Source organism: Maritimibacter fusiformis (genome assembly GCF_008086115.1).
GTDB lineage: Bacteria > Pseudomonadota > Alphaproteobacteria > Rhodobacterales > Rhodobacteraceae > Muriiphilus > Muriiphilus fusiformis.
The window spans coordinates 159,440-177,421 of the sequence record NZ_VSIY01000004.1 but is presented as its reverse complement, the minus strand read 5'-3'; the positions used below and the strand labels follow the sequence as shown (position 1 = coordinate 177,421).

Here is a 17,982-nt window from a genome sequence, read left to right as displayed (position 1 = left end):
CGGCTACCAGCGGCCCAGCGCGTCCTCGTCCTCGTCGCGCGCCGCCACCCATTCGGCGCCATCGGCCCCGTATTCCTTTTTCCAGAAGGGCGCGCGCGACTTAAGGTAATCCATCAGGAATTCCGCCGCCTCGAAGGCCGACGCCCGATGGCGGCTGGCGGTGGCGACCATCATGATCCGCTCGCCGGGCCGCATCGGCCCGTGACGGTGGATGACAAGGCAATCGGCGAGATTCCAGCGCGCCACCGCCTCGCCCGCGATCGCGGCAATCGCCTTTTCGGTCATGCCGGGATAATGCTCGATCTCCATCCGGCTCAGGCCGCCGTCACCGCGCACCATGCCCGTGAAACTGACCACCGCGCCAACATCTGCCCCGGCGCCGAATCCGTCTAGTTCGGCCCCCGGATCGAACGGCTCCTCTTGCACCCGGATACGCATCAGCCGCCCGTCATCGGCGGGAAGAACGCGACTTCGCGTGCACCTGCCAGCGGCGCGTCGAAATCGGCAAGTTCCTGGTCGACCGCCACGCGCAGCGCGGAAAGGTCCGAGAAGGCCAGCGCGTAGCGCTCTTCGCGCGCCTTCAACTCATCGACCAGCCCGGCCACGGTTGTCGCCCCGGTCTCGACCGTCTCGCGCGGCTCGCCGATACGTTCGCGCACCCAGGCGAAATAGAGAACATCAAGCATCAGGCCTCTCCTTCAGAAACGGCATGGACTTGCGGAAATAGTCCCACCCGGTCACCACGGTCAGAACCGCGGCCCCCCACAGCAGGATGATGCCGGCATTGCCCGACCAAGTCATCGCCGCCGCCTTCCAGCGCAGCCCGAAATGGTCGATCTCGTCGCCCGACAGGACCGCACCGATCATCGCGTCGTCCATGCCGAAGGTCTGCATCACCACGTAATGTTCGAACAGCCCTTTTGCAAAGATCAGCGTGATCGCCACCATCTGGGCGGTGGTTTTCCACTTGGCCAGGTTGGTGACCTTCAGCGCCCGCGCCTTTGCGCCCAGTGTCTCGCGCAGGCCGGACACGAAAATCTCGCGGTAGATGATCAGGGCCGAGGGCAGCAGGATCCAGGGCGTCAGACCGGAATAGCCGTTGATGACCAGAAGCGCGATGATCACCAGCGCCTTGTCGGCAATCGGGTCCATCGCCGCGCCGAACAGCGTTTCCAGCTTCCACGCGCGGGCAAGGTAGCCGTCGATATAGTCGGTGGTCGCGGCGATGATGAACAGCACCATCGCATACCAGTCCGCCCAGGGCCGGGCAAAGAACAGGAACATGATCGGCAGGATCGGCACCGCGATCAGCCGGGCGATAGTCAGGATATTTGGCAGCGTCCACTTCATTGCTGATCCATAGCCGGTCTGGTCAGTCGGGGAAAGCCATGCGGCGATCCGTCCCGCGCACCCGACGCCATTTCAACGCAGCCGCGCCCCGGTTCCGTCGTTCGGCCCCCTCAGCCCTTTTCATTCAGGAAACCATGGATCGTCTCCGCCATCGCCGCAGAAATACCAGGCACCGCCTGAAGGTCGGCAAGCGAGGCCCGCCCCACCGCCTTGGCCGATCCGAAATGCATCAAGAGCGCGCGCTTTCGCGTTGCGCCGACGCCGGGAATATCGTCGAGCGGCGTCGCCCCCACCGCCTTGGCCCGCTTGGCGCGGTGCGTGCCGATGGCGAAACGGTGCGCCTCGTCGCGCAGGCGCTGGATGAAATAGAGCACCGGATCGTTGCGCCGCAGGGCTATCGGGCGCTTGCCGATGCGGTGGAATTCCTCCTTGCCGGCGTCGCGGTCGACGCCCTTGGCGACACCGATCATGGCGATGTCCTCGACCCCCAGATCCTCCATGATCCGGTTGACGGCGCTGACCTGACCGGCGCCACCGTCGATCAGCAACAGGTCCGGCCAGGCCTCGGTCTCGCGGTCCGGGTCTTCTTTCAGCAGCCGCTTGAAACGGCGCGTCAGAACCTCTGCCATCATCGCGAAATCGTCGCCGGGGGTCAGTGTCTCGTCCTTGATGTTGAACTTGCGATACTGGCTTTTCATGTAGCCGTCCGGCCCCGCCACAATCATCGCCCCGACCGCATGCGCGCCCTGGATGTGCGAGTTGTCATAGACCTCGATCCGGCCCGGCGGCCCCTCCAGCCCGAAGGCCTCGGCCAGACCGTCCAGCAGTTTCGCCTGCGTCGCGGTCTCGGCCATCTTCCGGCCCAGGCTTTCGCGGGCGTTTCGGGCGGCGTTCGCGACCAGCTCGGCCTTTTCCCCGCGCAAGGGCACCGCAAGCTCGACCTTGCGCCCGGCTTTCTCCGTCAGGGCCAGGGCCATCAGTTCGGGGTCTTCGATCGGGTGGCTGAGCAGGATCATTCGCGGCGGCTGTTTCTGGTCGTAGAACTGCCCGACGAATGCCTGCAACACCTCGGCCTCGCCCGCCCCGGCCCCGGTGCGCGGAAAGAAATCGCGGTTGCCCCAGCTCTGGTTGGCGCGGATGAAAAAGACCTGAACGCAGGCCTGCCCACCTTCCATGTGCAGCGCGATCACGTCGGCCTCGGTCACGCCGCGCGGATTGATGCCCTGGCTCGACTGCACCTGCGTCAGCGCGCGGATACGGTCGCGCAGCGCCGCCGCGCGCTCGAACTCCATCGCCTCGCTGGCCGCCTGCATCTGTTCGGCAAGATCTTCCTGCACCTTGGTGGTGCGCCCGGACAGGAAACGCTCGGCATCGCGCACCAGCCCGGCATAGTCGGCCTCGCTGATCTTGCCGACGCAGGGGGCCGAGCAGCGCTTGATCTGGTAGAGCAGGCAGGGCCGCGTGCGGCTGTCGAACATCGCGTCCGAGCAGTTGCGCAGCAGAAACACCTTCTGCAACTGGTTCAACGTCCGGTTCACCGCATCGGCGCTGGCGAAGGGGCCGAAATAGGCGCCCTTAGCCTTTTTCGCGCCCCGGTGCTTTGCGATCTGCGGGTATGCGTGGTCGGTGACCAGGATGTTCGGGAACGACTTGTCATCGCGCAACAGCACGTTGAAATGCGGTTTGAGTTGCTTGATCAGGTTCTGTTCCAGCAGCAGCGCCTCGGTTTCCGACCGCGTGGTCAGGAACATCATGCCGGCGGTCTGCGAGATCATCCGTGCGATCCGGGCGGAATGCCCGGTCGGCTTGGCATAGTTCGAGACACGCTTTTTCAGGCTCTTTGCCTTGCCGACGTAGAGCACCCGCCCCTTGTCGTCGAGCATCCGGTAGACACCCGGCGAGTTGTCCAGCCGCTTGACTTCATCGGCAATCAACGCGTGGCCGCGCAGAGCCGGTGCCGCCTCGGTGCTGTTGCTGCCGTCGCTCATCCTGCCCGTCCGCTGATTCCCGGTCTCGCTGCAATCTTAACGCGCCGCGCACAAGAGGAAACATGCCCACAGATTCTGTGGATAACTCCGGGGACAGGTTTTATCGACCCCGGATTTCCCTTTGCAAACGGCTGGCTTCGTAGCCGTGCCTAATTTTTAGGCAGGCCACCAAGTTGTTGTTTTTTCTCTAAAAAAAGATTGCCAATTGGTAAACTAATGAATTCATTGCGAGAAGTTGGTGGGAAATAGGCAAGTTTTGGCTCAAGTGCACAAGTTGTCGCAAGGCAGGCTATTCGACGCCGACAACATCCGGCGTTCGCCAGCCCAGATGCTGCCCGCCATCGACCGAGAGCAATTGCCCGGTGACCGCGGTGGCATCCAGGAAATAGGCCAGCGCGCCGGTCACGTCCTGCGGGTTCGCGCCCCGCCCCAGCACCGTGTTGGCGCGTTGGAGGGCGAAATGCGCCTCGCTCTGGCGGGCGCCGATCAGGGTCGGCCCCGGGCCGATCGCGTTGACCCGGATGTCGGGGGCCAGCGCCTGCGCGGCGGTGCGGGTCAGCGCCCACAGCCCCATCTTGGCCAGCGTGTAGGTCATGAATTCCGGTGTCAGCTTGTGCACCCGCTGGTCGATCATGTTGACCACCAGCGCCTGGGCCAGCGGCTCGCCGTTGTCGTCGGTGGTGGCGCCGGGCGCCTGTGCCGCGAAGGCCTGGGTCAGAAACAGCGGCGCGCGCAGGTTCGAGTTCAGGTGCCTGTCCCAGCTTTCGGGCGTGGCGCTGGCGAGGGTGTCGTATTCGAACACCGAGGCGTTGTTGACCAGCACCGACAGCGGCCCGCCCAGAGCCTCGACGGCGCGCGGCACCAGCGCCTCAGTTGCTGCCATGTCCAGCAGATCGGCCTGCAGCGCCACGGCGCGCACGCCCTTGGCCCGGCACAGCCGCACCGTTTCGGCGGCACCGTCTTCGGACCCGGCATAATGCACGGCAACGTCGTGGCCTCGCCCGGCAAGGCAGATCGCCATCGCCTGCCCCAGCCGCGCCCCCGCGCCGGTCACCAAGGCACGCTTGCCCATCATCAGCCTCCCAACAACACCACCACGTAGACCAGATACAGCCCGCAAAAGACGATGCCCCAGCTTCGCCCCATGTGCCAGCCCCGGAACACGAAAGGCGCCAACAGAAGCGACGATGCCAGCATCACCCACAGGTCAAAGCGCAGCATCCCGGGTTCGACCGGGATCGGCCCGACCAGCGCGGAAATGCCGATGATCGCGAGCAGGTTGAACATGTTCGACCCGATCACGTTGCCCAACGCCACGTCGGCCTGTCGGCGCATCGCCGCCATCACCGTCGTGGCCAGTTCCGGCAGCGAGGTGCCCAGCGCCACCAGCGTCAGCCCGATCACGGTCTCGGACATGCCGAAATCGCGCGCGATGCTGGTCGAGGCATCTACAAGGATATCGGCGCCCAGCGGCAGCCCGATCATGCCGAGCACCAGGAACAGGATCACCTTGGCCCAGGGCATGTCCGGGTCGGCACCTTCGACCTCGCCTTCTTCCTCGGCTTCGGCTTCGGCTTCTGCCTCGGCCTCGAGCGCCTCGGGGTCGACGATGGCACCCGCCGCCTCCAGCGCGGCCCGTCGTTCGGTGGCCAGCTTGCGGCGATGGCTCAGAGCCTCCTGGAAGGCCGAGGTCAGCATCAGCCCGAGCCCGGCCAGAAGAGTCAGCCCCTGCCAGAAGCCGAACACCCCGCCGGTCGCCAGCACCATGAACAGCACGGTCGCCGCCAGCATCGAGAGATAGTTGCGCCGCGTGTCGCAATCGGCGGTGTGAAGCCCGGTGATCAGGGCAGGCACCCCCAGCACCAGCAGCACGTTCGCGGTGTTGGACCCGACCACGTTGCCCATCGCAAGTCCTGGCACCTTGTCGAGGACGGCCTTGATGCCGATCAGGAGCTCCGGCGCCGAAGTGCCGAAGGCCACGACCGTAAGGGATACGATCAACGCCGGCACGCCCAGGCGCAGCGACAGGTTCACCGCGCCGCGCACCAGGCTGTCACCGGCAAGCAACAGGATCACGAGGCCGAGGGTCGCGTAGAAGAAGTCCAAGGATCAGCCTTTCTTCTTCTCGCACGGGCATGGGCCCTTGCCGATACGGTAGCGGCCGCATTTCGGACAGGTGGCATTGGCCAGCCGGTCCTGCCCCGGGAACCGAAACCGCCCGAACAGTGCCAGCACGACAAGAAAGACCAGAAAGCCGGTGATGATCTTGAAAATCATGTCAAAGCCCGAGCCGTGCCCAGTGCGCACGTTCCTCGACGGCGTCGAGCGCATCGAGCGCGACCCGCGCGCCAAACCTCTGGAACAGCGATTTGCGCGGGCCATAGACGGCAAACCGCACCTTGTCACCGTATTCGGCCTTCATCACCGGCACCAGGTGGCCGATCCCGTCGATCAGGCCAAGGTCCCGCGCGGTGTCGGCCGTCCAGAATTCGCCGTTGAACAGCCGCTCATCCTCGGCCAGACGGTCGCCGCGCGCGGTTCGGACGTGGTCGATGAAGGTCTTGTGGATATCGTTGCTGATCGCCGTGATCCGCGCGACATCCTCGGGATCTTCGGGACGAAACGGATCGAGTTGTGACTTGTTGTCGCCGGCCGTGTGGATGCGCCGCTCGATCCCGTATTTTCGAATGAAATCCTGAAAGCCGAAATAGGCCATCACCACCCCGATCGAGCCGATGATCGAGCTTCGGTCGGCAAAGATCCGGTCTCCCGCGCAGGCCAGCCAGTAGCCACCGGAGGCGGCCGCGTCCTCGACGAAGGCAAAGACCGGGATTTCCTTTTCGTCGGCCAGGCGGCGGATGCGCGCGGCAATCAGCGACGACTGCACCGGCGAGCCGCCCGGCGAGTTGATCGACAGTGCAACCGCCTTGGGTTTGCCGCGCCGGAAGGCTTTTTCGATCTGCGGCGCCAGCGTGATGTCGTTAAGCTGACCGCGCGCGCCGGTCGAGATGGTGCCGTGCAGGCGAATGACCGCGACCATGGGGTCGGACGGCACGAAAGGGATCCAGCGTTTCATAGCGCCTGATGTAGAACCCCCATCCGGCGACCACAAGGTGCGCGCACGCTTTCCCCGCGCCTGTTGCACCGCGTCACGCCCGAAGCCGCCAGCCCGTCCTGAAGATCGTCCAGATCGCCACCACGCAGATCGCGCAGAACACGCCAATGGCGGCGAGCGACCAGCCGACCGGCACGTCGGCCATGCCGAAGAACGCCCAGCGAAATCCCGAGATCAGGTAGAGCACCGGGTTGAACATCGCCACCTTCTGCCAGGCCTCCGGCAGCATGCTGACCGAGTAAAAAGAGCCGCCGAGAAACACCAGCGGCGTGATCAGAAGCATCGGCACAAGTTGAAGCTGTTCGAAATTGTTGGCCCAGATGCCGAGGATGAACCCCAGCATCGCGAAGCTGAAACAGGTGATGACGAGGAACCCGATCATCCAGAACGGGTGCTGGATTTCAAGGTCGACGAAAAACGTGGCGGTGCCCAGGATGATCAGCCCGATCATCAGCGCCTTGGTCGCCGCTGCCCCGACATAGCCGATGATGATCTCGAGCACGCTGATCGGGGCCGACAGGATTTCGTAGATCGTGCCGGTGAACTTGGGAAAGAAGATGCCGAAGCCTGCGTTCGAGACCGATTGCATCAGCACCGTCAGCATCATCAGCCCGGGCACGATGAAGGCGCCGTAGCTTACGCCCTCGACCTCCTGGATGCGGCTGCCGATGGCGGCGCCGAATACCACGAAGTAGAGCGAGGTCGAGACCACCGGCGACACGATCGACTGCCAGATGGTGCGGAAGGTGCGGTTCATTTCGAAGATATAGATCGCGCGGATCGCCTGGAAATTCATGCTGCGTCCTCCGTCACCAGCCCGACGAAGATATCTTCGAGCGAGCTTTGTTTCGTGTGCACATCGGTCAGGTGCAGCCCCGCCTTGCGGATATCGGCCAGAAGGTCGGTAATGCCGGTTTTCCTGGCGGCGGTGTCATAGGTGTAGATCAGGCTCTTGCGGTCCGCGCCCAGTTCGACGCCGCGTTGCGCGAGGCTGTCGGGCAGGCTGTCGACCGGCGCATCCAGATCGACGGTCAGGGTCTTCTTGCCCATCTGCTTCATCAGTTCGGCCTTGTCCTGAACCAGCAGGATCTCGCCCTTGTTGATCACCGCCACCCGGTCGGCCATCGCCTCGGCCTCTTCGATGTAATGGGTGGTCAGGATGATGGTGACGCCCGAGCCCTTGAGGTCGCGCATCACGTCCCACATCTCCTTGCGCAGTTCGACATCGACGCCCGCGGTCGGCTCATCGAGGAACAGGACGCGCGGCTCGTGGCTCAGTGCCTTGGCGATCATCACACGGCGCTTCATGCCGCCCGAGAGGGTCAGAAGGCGGTTGTCCTTCTTGTCCCACAGGGTGAGCTGGCGCAGCAGCTTTTCCAGATAGGCATCGTCACGCGGCTTGCCGAACAGGCCACGGGTGAAGCGCACCGTGTTGAAGACGGTCTCGAAGTTCTCGATGGTCAGTTCCTGCGGCACCAGCCCGATCATGCTGCGCGCGGCGCGAAAGTCGCGCACGTTGTCATGCCCGCCCACGGTGACCGTGCCGCTGGTCGCCGTTGCGATGCCGCAGATCGCCGAGATCAGCGTCGTCTTGCCGGCGCCGTTCGGCCCAAGAAGCGCCAGCACCTCGCCTTCCTCGATTTCGAGGTCGACCGAATCGAGGGCTTTGAAACCGTCGTCATAGATCTTGCTCAGACCCTGCACCGATACCATGGATGCCACGTCATTCTCCCTGTCAGTCGGGGTTCTCTAGTGGATTTCCGCGAGCGCTACCAGTGCCGGTGGATCACAGTGCCTTGCGTGCCCTGAGCGCGGCGGAAATGGTGCCGTCGTCGAGGTAATCCAGTTCACCCCCGACCGGCACGCCTTGCGCCAGCGAGGTGACGGCGCAACGGCCCTCCAGTTCCTCGGCGATGTAATGCGCGGTGGTCTGGCCGTCGATGGTGGCGTTGAGCGCAAGGATCACTTCGGTGATGCCCTCATCCGCCACCCGCCGCACCAGACGGGGGATGCGCAGATCGTCGGGGCCGATGGCATCGAGCGCCGACAGCGTGCCGCCGAGGACGTGATAGCGGCCCTTGAACATGCCCGCGCGCTCCATCGCCCAGAGATCGGCGACATCCTCGACGACGCAGATCTCGCCGATGGCGCGCTTTTGCGATGAACAGATCTCGCACACCTCGGTGGTGGTGACATTGCCGCAAGTGATGCATTCTCGCGCCGTCGCGGCGACCGCGTGCATCGCGTCGGCCAGCGGGTGCAGAAGGATGCCGCGCTTGCGGATCAGGTAAAGCACCGCGCGCCGGGCCGAGCGCGGGCCGAGGCCGGGCAGCTTGGCCATCAGCTCGATCAGCTCTTCGATCTCGCGCGGGGCGGTCGTCATGCCGGGGTCAGCCGAACGGGTTTTTCATGCCGGCGGGCAGGCCCAGCCCCTCGGTGATCTTGGCCATCTCGCTTTCCATCCGCGCGCTGGCCTTGGCCTGCGCGTCCTTGATCGCGGCGAGGATCAGGTCCTCGACGACCTCTTTCTCGTTCGGGTCAAAGATCGACGGGTCGATGTCCAGCCCGGTCAACTCGCCCTTGGCCGTGGCGGCGGCCTTGACCAGTCCGGCACCGCTTTCGCCGGTCACGATGATCGTGTCCAGCGCCGCCTGCGCCTCGGTCATCTTCGTCTGCATCTCCTGCGCGGCCTTCATCATCTTGGCCATGTCGCCGAGATTGCCCAATCCCTTGATCATAAATCTCTCCCATCGGGGTGGTTTCGGGTGCTAGATACGGTTGGCGGACCGTGGCCACAAGGGTGCGCCCGGTTCGCGTCACTCTTCCTCGAACGGGTCCCATTCGTCCTCGACCTCGGGCAGGGCCTCCTGGGCGGCCCGGGCGGCGATGTCGTCGGGGGTTCGGATGGCGGTGATTTCCGCCTTCGGAAACGCCGCGAAGACCGCCTTGACCATAGGGTGCTCCATCGCCGCACGCTCAAGCTCCAGCCGTTCGGCATCGCGGATTTCGGCGATGGTGGGCGCGGTGCAGCCGTTCACCAGCGTGACGCCCCAGCGCACGCCGGTCCAGCCCTGCAAACGCTGGGCAAGCCGCGTCGCCAGGTCGCTGGGTGCCTTTTCGGTCGGGGTGAATTCGATCCGCCCCGGTTGATAGGCCGCCAGCCGCAGGCCGGTTTCGACCTCGATCAGCAATTGCACGTCGCGGTTGGCGCGGATCAGGCCGACCACGTCGTCGAACTGCATGAACCGGGCCAGCGCGGTTTCTTCCTGCACCGCCAGCGCGGTGACGCCGCCTCCCGATGCCCCGCCACCATTGCCGCCGCGCGCCGAAGTCCCGTTCGCGCCGTTGCCGGCCGGTGCGCTCCCGCCACCGCCGGGTGCGGGTGGCGGCGGGCTGTCCTGCAAGCGGCGCACCAGGTCTTCCGGCGAAGGCAGGTCGGCCACATGGGTCAGCCGGATCACCGCCATTTCGGCCGCCATCATCGCGTTGGGGGCCAGAGCCACCTCTTCAAGCGCCTTGAGCAGCATCTGCCACATCCGGCTGAGCACCCGAAGCGGCACCGCCCCCGCCAGCGCCTGCCCGCGGGTGCGTTCGTCCGGGCTGATGGTCGGGTCTTCGACCGCCTCGGGGGTGATCTTGACGACGCTGATCCAGTGGCTGACCTCGGCCAGATCGCGCAGCACCACCATCGGATCGGCGCCATCGGCATATTGCGCCGACAGTTCCGACAGCGCTCCGGCGGCGTCGCCCTTGAGGATCATGTCGAACAGGTCCATCACCCGGCCCCGGTCGGCCAGCCCCAGCATCGCGCGCACCTGATCGGCGGTGGTCTCGCCCGCGCCATGCGAAATCGCCTGATCCAGAAGGCTCTGCGCATCGCGGGCCGAGCCTTCGGCGGCGCGGGTGATCAGCGCCAGCGCCTCGTCGGTGATCCCGGCACCTTCCGCATCGGCGACCCGGCGCAGCAGCGCGATCATGTCCTCGGGTTCGATCCGGCGCAGATCGAAACGCTGGCAGCGCGACAGCACGGTCACCGGCACCTGCCGGATCTCGGTGGTGGCAAAGATGAATTTCACATGCGCCGGCGGTTCCTCGAGCGTCTTCAACAGCGCGTTGAAGGCGCTTTTCGACAGCATGTGCACTTCGTCGATGATGTAGATCTTGTAGCGCGCCGAGGCCGCCCGGTAATGCACGCTGTCGATCAACTCGCGGATGTCCCCGACGCCCGTGCGCGAGGCCGCGTCCATCTCCATCACGTCGACATGCCGGCCCTCGGAGATCGCCACGCAATGCTCGCACGTGCCGCATGGCTCGACCGTCGGCCCGCCGGTGCCATCGGCGCCGATACAATTCATCCCCTTGGCAATGATCCGCGCGGTGGTTGTCTTTCCGACGCCGCGAATGCCGGTCATGATGAAGGCCTGCGCGATCCGGTCCGATTCGAAGGCGTTTTTCAGGGTGCGCACCATCGCATCCTGCCCGACAAGGTCGGCAAAGGTTTCCGGGCGGTATTTGCGCGCCAGAACCTGATAGGCTTGCGGGCCGGATTCGGACATGATTTCCCCTGCGCTGGTTGCCGGGCAAACCTAGTCCGTGCCGGGCTGCGCGTCCACCGCCGGAGGCATCATGGCCGGATTTCAGATAACGGAACTGACCCTGGCGGCGGGCGTCGTCGGCCTCTGCCCGATTCCCGGCGGCGGCAGTTTCTATTCCGGCGACGTCGCGGCGGCGCTCGGTTGGCGACCGGACGTGGTGCTGGTGCTGTCGGAAGACGCGGAGCTTCACGGCCCCTACCTAAGCGATCTGTCCCGCAGGGGCATTGGCCACGTTCACCTGCCGGTCCCCGACATGGGCGCACCGGGGGCGGCATTCATGGCGGAATGGGATGACGTGTCCGACCGTTTGCACCGCGTGCTTGAGGCGGGCGGGCGGGTGCTGGTGCAATGCTATGCCGGGTGCGGGCGGTCCGGTGCGGTGGCACTGCGGCTGATGATCGAAGCGGGAGAGGCGCCCTATCCGGCGCTCAATCGTCTGCGTGCCGCACGCCCCTGCGCGGTGGAAACCGATGCACAGTTTCGCTGGGCGTGCGAGGCAGCACCCCGTTAGGCCCTTCCGCCGCCGGAGGAGAGCATCGAGGGGTCGATCCCGAGCTTGCGCAGCGACCGTGCCCATTTGCCGCTGTCGTCCGGGTCGAACACGATGGCGGCGTCGGCGTCGACCATCAGCCAGGCGTTTTGCTGCAATTCACCTTCAAGCTGCCCCGGCCCCCAGCCGGAATAGCCCAGCGCCGGAAGCACTTCGGCGGGGCCGCTGCCCCTGGCAATATCGACCAGGATATCCTTGGTCGCGGTCATCGCGATCTTGTCGTCGACCCGCAGGGTCGAGGGGTTTCCGTCATAGTCCGCCGAATGCAGCACGAAACCGCGCCCGCCTTCGACCGGACCGCCAAAGAACACACCGACCCCGGCGCTGCCCGCGCCACGGTCGATCTCGAGTTGTTCCAGCAGATCGTCGAGCGACAGATCGGGCACCCGCTTGTTGATGATGATCCCCATTGCGCCCTCGTCGGACTGGGCGCAGATCAGCACAACCGCGTTCGAAAAACGCGGATCGCCCATGCCGGGCATGGCGATCAGGAGCTTGCCGCTCAGGTCATCGGGCGTGTCGGTCCGGGTCATGACCAATAGATGTGCCCGCGCGTTGCGGTTTTGCAAGTGCGACACGGCGCGCTCGGCGCCCCACCGCCCGTCTGGCGCGAATGTGACTTCCCCTGGCGCGAACCTGGTCTATATCGGATCGCATGATCCGCAGCCTGACCGCCATCCTTTCCGCCGCGCTGTTGGCGACCCCCGCGCATGCCGACGCGCCGATCGGCACGCCTGCCGTGCTCGAGGTGTTGCCGGGCTGGCGCGAGGACGGCGGGCATCACATGGCCGCGCTCAGGATCACCCTTGCGGACGGCTGGAAGACCTACTGGCGCGCACCGGGCGAGGCCGGGATTCCGCCGATGTTCGACTGGGCCGGGTCGGAAAACCTGGCCGAGGTGCGGTTTCACTGGCCGGTGCCCGAGGTGATGCACACCAACGGCATGACCACGCTGGTCTACAGCGACGAGGTCGTGATCCCGATGGAGGTGATCCCGCTCGATCCCGCCGCCCCGGTGGGACTGGTGGCCGAGGTGCGCATGGGCGTCTGCCACGAGATCTGCGTGCCGTTCGATGCCTCGTTCACCGGCGCGTTACCGACAGGTGGCGGCGAGGACAGCCGCATCACCCTGGCGCTGGCGCGTCAGCCCGACAGCGCGGATGAGGCCGGGCTGGTCGCCGCGCGCTGCGCGGTCGCGCCGATTGCCGATGGCGTGCGCGTCATCGCCAGTCTCGATCTGCCCCGCCTCGGCGACGATGAGCACGTGGTGATCGAACCCGCCAACCCCGAAACATGGGCCTCGGAAGCGATCACCGGGCGCGATGGCGGGATTCTCTCGGCCTCGGTCGATCTTGTGCCGGCTGCGGGCAAGCCCTTCGACCTCGACACGCAAAGCCTGCGTCTGACGGTTCTGGCCGCCGGGCGCGCGGTCGATATCCGGGGTTGCGATCCCGCGCCCTAGACCAGCCGTCGCCGGACAACCAGGTGCACCACCGCCGCCACCAGCCACGCCAGCACCAGGATCAGCGCACTGCCCGTGACAAACACCGCCGTCGCGATCAGGATCGGGGTGCCGCCGGGAAACAGCCCGCCGGGCAAGGCACCGAACGCCAGCACCCAGCCCATCGTCGCCACGAACAGCGCCGCGATCAGCACCGCCAGCCCGCCCAGCGCAACCGCCGCACCGCGTGCGCGCCGATGGCCGCCGCGCAGCAGGCGGCGCAGGGCCCGGACCTGCTTGCCCACGTCCTCCTGCACCGCGACAATGGCCGGCACGATCAGGAGCACGAGGAAAAAGCCGAACCCCAGCCCGAACACCAGTGTCACCACGGTCGGCTTGAGGAACTGCGCCTGGCTCGACGGCTCATAGAGCAGGGGCGCCAGCCCCAGCACGGTCGTCGCGGTGGTCAGGAACACCGGGCGCAGACGGTCGGCCACCGCGTCGATGATTGCCGGGATCACGCCCCGGTCGCGGCCATATTCGTCGATCGTGGCGACCAGCACGATGGAATCGTTGATGATGATCCCCACCATGCCGATCAGCCCGACAATCGAGAACATCGACATCGGCACCCCCCAGACATTGTGCCCCCAGATCGCACCGATCAAACCGAAGGGGATGATCGCCATAACCACGATGGGGCGGGTCCAGCTTGAAAAGATCCAGGCCAGCGTCAGGAAGATGCCGATCAGCGTCAGGATCAGGCCAAGGCGTGCATCCGACAGGAAGGTGTCCTGCTGTTCTGACAGCCCCGAGATGCGGTAGGAAATGCCGTGCTCCTCGGCCAGGGTCGGCAGGATGTCGGTCTCCAGCGCCCGCTGGATCTCGGCGGCGCGGTCGGGATTGCTTTCGTCGATGTCGCCGGTCACCGACACGACGCGCTGGCCGTTCTCGCGCACCACGGTGGAAAACCCGGTGCGCGACGTGACGGTGACGATATCGGCAAGGCTGACGTATTGCCCCGCATTGGTGCGCATCCGTGTGCGGTCGAGGAAATCGGCGGTCAACTCGTCCGGCGGCAGTTCGACCCGGATCGCGGACGAGCGCATCCCGTCGGGGAATGTCGCCGCCTCGATCCCGTTCAGCCGGTCGCGCAGCACCCGGCCCAGCGTGTCGATGGTGAAGCCCAGCGCCTGCCCTTGCGGCGTCAGTTCCAGCACAAGCTCTTCCTTGTCATAGGCCAGGCTGTCCTCGACCGCCGACACCTCGGGATAGCGGCCCACGGCTGTCTTGAGATCTTCCGCCGCCGCCTTGAGCACCTCGGCGTCGGCGCCCGTCAACTCGACATCCAGCGCATCGCCGCCGGGGCCGAAGCGGCCGCCCCGGAAACTGAGTTCCTCGAGCATGGGATGTTTCGGCACCCGGTCCTGCAGGCCGGACACGAAGGCGAAGGACGACATCGGCCGGGCGTCGGCGTCGATCAACTCGATGCTGACCGCGCCAAGAAGTTCCGCCGACTTGCCCTCGGCCGAAGCCAGACCGCGCCCGGCCGAGCCGCCGACCTGCGCCAGCACATAGTCGATGGGGTCGATACCCCCCTCGGCGGCCAGCGCATCGCCGTAGTCGTCGATGGCAGCCTGCAAAAGCCGCATCATCTCCAGCGTATCGTCCCTGGTCGCACCCGGCGCCATCGCGTAGTTGGCGGTGACGGTGCCCTGCTCCGGCGCGTCGAAAAAGCGAAACTGCACGTCGCCCCGGATGAACAGCACAACCTGGCTGGCCAGCAGCAGCAGCGCGCCCGCCAGGACCGGGTAACGCAGCCGGATCACCCAGCCGATCAACGGGCGGAAAAGCCCGTCGCGCACCACCCGAAAGCCCTTGTTCACCTGCCGCGACGGCCAGTCATACCAATGGTCGCGCGCCGAATGCACCAGCGCGTGGCGCATGTGGTTGGGCAGGATCACGAAACATTCCACCAGCGACGCGCCCAGCACCGCGATCACGGTAAAGGGGATATCGGCGATCATCTCGCCGAACCGCCCGCTGATCGCGGTCAGGCCGAAGAACGCGATGATCGTGGTCAGGGTGGCGGAAAACACCGGCGGAAACATCTTGCGGGCGGCGTTCTCGGCGGCGGTGGTCGGGTCTTCGCCGCGCCGCCTTGCCCGGAAATCGGCGTGCTCGCCCACCACGATGGCATCGTCCACCACGATCCCCAGCGTGATGATCAGCGCGAAGATCGAGATCATGTTGAAGGTCAGCCCGGCCATGTACATCAGCGTGATCGCCGTCAGCATCGACACCGGAATGCCGGCGGCCACCCAGAAGGCGGTGCGGCTGTTGAGAAACAGAAACAACAGGACCAGCACCAGCCCAAGCCCCAGCAGCCCGTTCTGAAGCAGGATCTGCAGCCGCCCGGTGATCACTTCGGCACGGGTGCGGATCAGGTCGATGGCCACGCCTTCGGGCAGGGTCGGCAGCATCGCGGCGGCCACCTCCTCGACGCTTGCCTGCATCGAGATGGCATCGCCCTGCGCCGAGCGGCTGACCGAAATGGTGACCGCCGGGTCGGTGCCGACGAAATAGGCCGCGTTGCGGTCGATGCCCTCGACGCGCACCTCTGCAACATCGCCCACCGTCAGCTTGGAGCCATCCGGGTTCGAGCGCAGCACCACCGAGGCAATATCCTCGACGCTGCGCTTCTCGACCCCGGTGCGCACCCTCGCGGCCCCCGACGAGACATCGCCGGCGGGCGCGGTGGCGGCCTCTTCGGCAATCGCGGCGGCGATCTCGGACAGGCTGACATCGTTGCGCACCAGCGAGGCCGACGTGACCTCCACCACCGTCTCGGGCGCCACGACGCCCTGGATCGAGGTCCGCGTCACCCCGACGGCAAACAGCCGCGCGATCATTTCGTCGCCGAACCGAGCCAACTGGTCGATCCCGACCGGGCCGGTGATGACCACATCGGTCACCGGATCGCGCCAGTTGCCGCGCCGCACGTTGGGGTCGTCGGCATCCGAGGGCAGGGTCGCGACCGCGTCGACCGCCGCCTGCACATCGTCGGCGGCGCGCGCCATGTCCCAGTCCGGCTCGAACTCAAGCCGGATGCGCGCAGATCCCTCGGACGAGCGTGCGCTGGTCGATTCGACCCCTTCGACGGCCAGAAGCGCGGGCTCCAGCACCTGCACGATGGCGCGGTCCACGTCCTCGGCCCCGGCGCCCTGCCAGCCGACTGAGACCGTCACGCTGTCGATGACGATATCGGGAAAGAACTGCGCCCGCATTCTGGGCAGGCTGAACAGCCCGACCGCGATCAGCACCACCAACAGCAGGTTGGCCGCGGTGCGGTGGCGGGTGAAATAACTGAGGATGCCGCCAGCCATGTCGCGGGGGTGCGTTGCCATCTCAGCCCCCCATCCGGCGTTCGAGCCGCTCGATGGTCTCGGCTGGCACCTCGGGGGCGCGCAACTGGGTCAGGATACGTTCCTTGGCGTCGGCGGGCATCGACTGGTTACTTTCGACAAAAGCGATCAGCCGCGCCCGGCGATCATCGTCCAGCGCGATCATCTCGGGTTCGGCGGGCGGGGCTGCCGCCCCGGCCTCGTCCGGCCCCCGCTTCAGGATGCGCACGCGAATGCCCGCGCCCAGAACCGGCGAGCGTTCGGCCACCACCGCGCGGCCATGAAGATCGGGTGCGCGCACCAGAACGTTGTCGCCCTGCCGCCGCAGTATCTCGACCGGCGCGACCTCCAGCCGCTCGCCCTCACCGATCACCAGCACCGTTCCGGCCGCATCCACCGCCGTTGCCGGCAGAACCGCGACGCCGGTGAGTTTCGGCTCGCGCACCGCGACGGTGACAAAATCGCCGGGCCGGAACCCGCGCGCGCCATCCAGACGCGCGAACAGAAGCCGCCCGGTCAGACCCGCCCCGACCTCGGCGCTTTCCCGGTCGATCCGGCCCTCGGCGATCAGGTCCACGCCCGAAACATCAAGCCGCGCGGTCACGTCCGACTTCATCAGGCTGCCGGCCTCGTCGATCAGCCGCGCATACTGCGCCGTCGAGACCCGGAACGAGACCTCGAGCGCATCGGGATCAATCAGCGTCGCGATCTGTTCGTTGGCGGTCACCACCCGGCCCTCGGCCACGCTGACCCCGGACAACACGCCGGAATAGGCGGCGGTGATCTCGGTCTCCGCCAGCCGCCGCGCGGCCTCGTCCAGCGCGATCTTGCGCCGTGCCAGCGTGTTCTCGGCCTGCGCAACCCGCGCACCGGCATTGGCCAGCGCCGAGCGTTTGGACAGCACCGCCTGCCCCGCCGTCGCCGCCTGAAGCGCCGCCGCCTCGACCGTTGCCTCGGTCACCACGCCGCGATCGGCCAGGTCACGTTGCCGCGCCAGGGCCTGCTCGCGCAGCGCCGCCTGCCGCTCGGCACTGTCCAGGTCGTCGCGGGCGATCTCCAGCGCCGCCTTTGCGTCCGCACGTTCCGCCTCGGCCTCGGCCAGATCGGTCCGCGCCAGCGCCAGCGCATCCTCGAGATCGGTCGGATCGACGCGCAGCAGCATCTGGCCCGCCTCGACCCTGCCGCCTTCTTCGAACCCGTCCGCCAGTTCGATGACACGTCCGCCCGTCTGCACCCGGATTTCCAGCGCCCGGCGCGACCGCACCTCGCCGAACGCTTCGAGCATCGGCACCACCTCTTCGGGGGTGATGGTCACCGCGTTGACGGCAAACACCCGTTCGCGCGATGGCATCGAGCGGGTTTCGCGCGCCATCCGCTCCTCGATCGCGCTGCGCAACATCTGCCCGGCCAGCGCCAGCACGGCAACGGTGACGGCCAGCAGGAAAAGCCCGGTCAGGCTGCGGCGGAAAAATCGCATCGTCGTGCCCCTCGTGTATCGCGCGACCCAACCTTGCCGCCCCGCCGCAAGCGGCGCAATTG

At 66.3% G+C, this 17,982-nt stretch carries 18 protein-coding genes; 2 read left to right on the top strand and 16 right to left on the bottom strand.

Annotation, left to right across the window (positions count from 1 at the left end):
- Positions 1-3: 3 nt before the first annotated feature.
- The 13 genes from FVF75_RS04920 to FVF75_RS04860 form a co-directional block, all read right to left on the bottom strand.
- Entirely contained in the window at positions 4-438 is a 435-nt protein-coding gene (locus FVF75_RS04920) for a molybdenum cofactor biosynthesis protein MoaE (protein WP_148376797.1), read from the bottom strand.
- The gene (moaD, locus tag FVF75_RS04915; protein WP_148376795.1) at positions 438-686 is read right to left on the bottom strand and encodes a molybdopterin converting factor subunit 1; all 249 of its coding nucleotides are present in this window, start codon (positions 684-686) and stop codon (positions 438-440) included. The genes FVF75_RS04920 and moaD overlap by 1 nt, the downstream gene beginning before the upstream one ends.
- Entirely contained in the window at positions 679-1,350 is a 672-nt protein-coding gene (pgsA, locus tag FVF75_RS04910; RefSeq protein ID WP_148376793.1) for a CDP-diacylglycerol--glycerol-3-phosphate 3-phosphatidyltransferase, read from the bottom strand. Before pgsA ends, moaD begins: the two co-directional genes overlap by 8 nt.
- 110 nt (positions 1,351-1,460) lie before the next feature.
- The gene (gene uvrC, locus FVF75_RS04905) at positions 1,461-3,338 is read right to left on the bottom strand and encodes an excinuclease ABC subunit UvrC (protein ID WP_148376791.1); all 1,878 of its coding nucleotides are present in this window, start codon (positions 3,336-3,338) and stop codon (positions 1,461-1,463) included.
- 289 nt (positions 3,339-3,627) lie between these two features.
- Positions 3,628-4,410 carry an SDR family oxidoreductase gene (locus FVF75_RS04900; protein WP_148376789.1) on the bottom strand — a complete coding sequence of 261 codons (783 nt, stop codon included), beginning with the start codon at positions 4,408-4,410 and terminating at the stop codon, positions 3,628-3,630.
- Positions 4,411-4,412: 2 nt separating this feature from the next.
- Entirely contained in the window at positions 4,413-5,444 is a 1,032-nt protein-coding gene (locus tag FVF75_RS04895; protein WP_148376787.1) for a calcium/sodium antiporter, read from the bottom strand.
- Between the two features lie 3 nt (positions 5,445-5,447).
- Entirely contained in the window at positions 5,448-5,615 is a 168-nt protein-coding gene (locus tag FVF75_RS04890) for a hypothetical protein (RefSeq protein WP_174770097.1), read from the bottom strand.
- A 1-nt stretch (position 5,616) separates the two neighbouring features.
- Complete coding sequence (locus tag FVF75_RS04885; RefSeq protein ID WP_148376783.1) at positions 5,617-6,414, bottom strand: S49 family peptidase; 798 nt, start codon at positions 6,412-6,414, stop codon at positions 5,617-5,619.
- A gap of 73 nt (positions 6,415-6,487) precedes the next feature.
- A complete protein-coding gene (locus FVF75_RS04880; protein WP_148376781.1) occupies positions 6,488-7,249 on the bottom strand; it encodes an ABC transporter permease in 762 nt (253 codons plus the stop codon).
- Positions 7,246-8,175, bottom strand: coding sequence for an ABC transporter ATP-binding protein (locus FVF75_RS04875; RefSeq protein WP_148376779.1), 930 nt, complete (start codon positions 8,173-8,175; stop codon positions 7,246-7,248). Before FVF75_RS04875 ends, FVF75_RS04880 begins: the two co-directional genes overlap by 4 nt.
- 64 nt (positions 8,176-8,239) lie before the next feature.
- Positions 8,240-8,836: a recombination mediator RecR gene (gene recR, locus FVF75_RS04870; protein WP_148376777.1), complete on the bottom strand. Its 597-nt coding sequence runs from the start codon at positions 8,834-8,836 to the stop codon at positions 8,240-8,242.
- A 7-nt stretch (positions 8,837-8,843) separates the two neighbouring features.
- Entirely contained in the window at positions 8,844-9,191 is a 348-nt protein-coding gene (locus FVF75_RS04865) for a YbaB/EbfC family nucleoid-associated protein (protein ID WP_148376775.1), read from the bottom strand.
- A gap of 78 nt (positions 9,192-9,269) precedes the next feature.
- Entirely contained in the window at positions 9,270-11,009 is a 1,740-nt protein-coding gene (locus FVF75_RS04860; protein WP_148376774.1) for a DNA polymerase III subunit gamma/tau, read from the bottom strand.
- A 70-nt stretch (positions 11,010-11,079) separates the two neighbouring features.
- Here FVF75_RS04860 and FVF75_RS04855 point away from each other — a divergent pair, with 70 nt between their 5' ends.
- On the top strand, positions 11,080-11,559 hold the full coding sequence (locus tag FVF75_RS04855) for a phosphatase domain-containing putative toxin (RefSeq protein ID WP_148376772.1): 480 nt from the start codon (positions 11,080-11,082) through the stop codon (positions 11,557-11,559).
- Here the strand turns inward: FVF75_RS04855 and FVF75_RS04850 are convergent.
- Positions 11,556-12,131 (bottom strand): YqgE/AlgH family protein, encoded by a 576-nt coding sequence (locus tag FVF75_RS04850; RefSeq protein ID WP_148376770.1) that lies wholly within the window; start codon positions 12,129-12,131, stop codon positions 11,556-11,558. The two genes, FVF75_RS04855 and FVF75_RS04850, sit on opposite strands and share 4 nt — an antisense overlap.
- Positions 12,132-12,253: 122 nt before the next feature.
- Between FVF75_RS04850 and FVF75_RS04845 the strand changes: the two genes are divergently transcribed.
- Positions 12,254-13,060 carry a protein-disulfide reductase DsbD domain-containing protein gene (locus FVF75_RS04845; protein WP_148376767.1) on the top strand — a complete coding sequence of 269 codons (807 nt, stop codon included), beginning with the start codon at positions 12,254-12,256 and terminating at the stop codon, positions 13,058-13,060.
- Here FVF75_RS04845 and FVF75_RS04840 read toward each other — a convergent pair.
- Both FVF75_RS04840 and FVF75_RS04835 read right to left on the bottom strand, forming a co-directional pair.
- Positions 13,057-16,446 (bottom strand): efflux RND transporter permease subunit, encoded by a 3,390-nt coding sequence (locus tag FVF75_RS04840; protein ID WP_148376765.1) that lies wholly within the window; start codon positions 16,444-16,446, stop codon positions 13,057-13,059. The two genes, FVF75_RS04845 and FVF75_RS04840, sit on opposite strands and share 4 nt — an antisense overlap.
- A 1-nt stretch (position 16,447) precedes the next feature.
- The gene (locus tag FVF75_RS04835; protein WP_148376762.1) at positions 16,448-17,920 is read right to left on the bottom strand and encodes an efflux RND transporter periplasmic adaptor subunit; all 1,473 of its coding nucleotides are present in this window, start codon (positions 17,918-17,920) and stop codon (positions 16,448-16,450) included.
- Positions 17,921-17,982 lie beyond the last annotated feature (62 nt).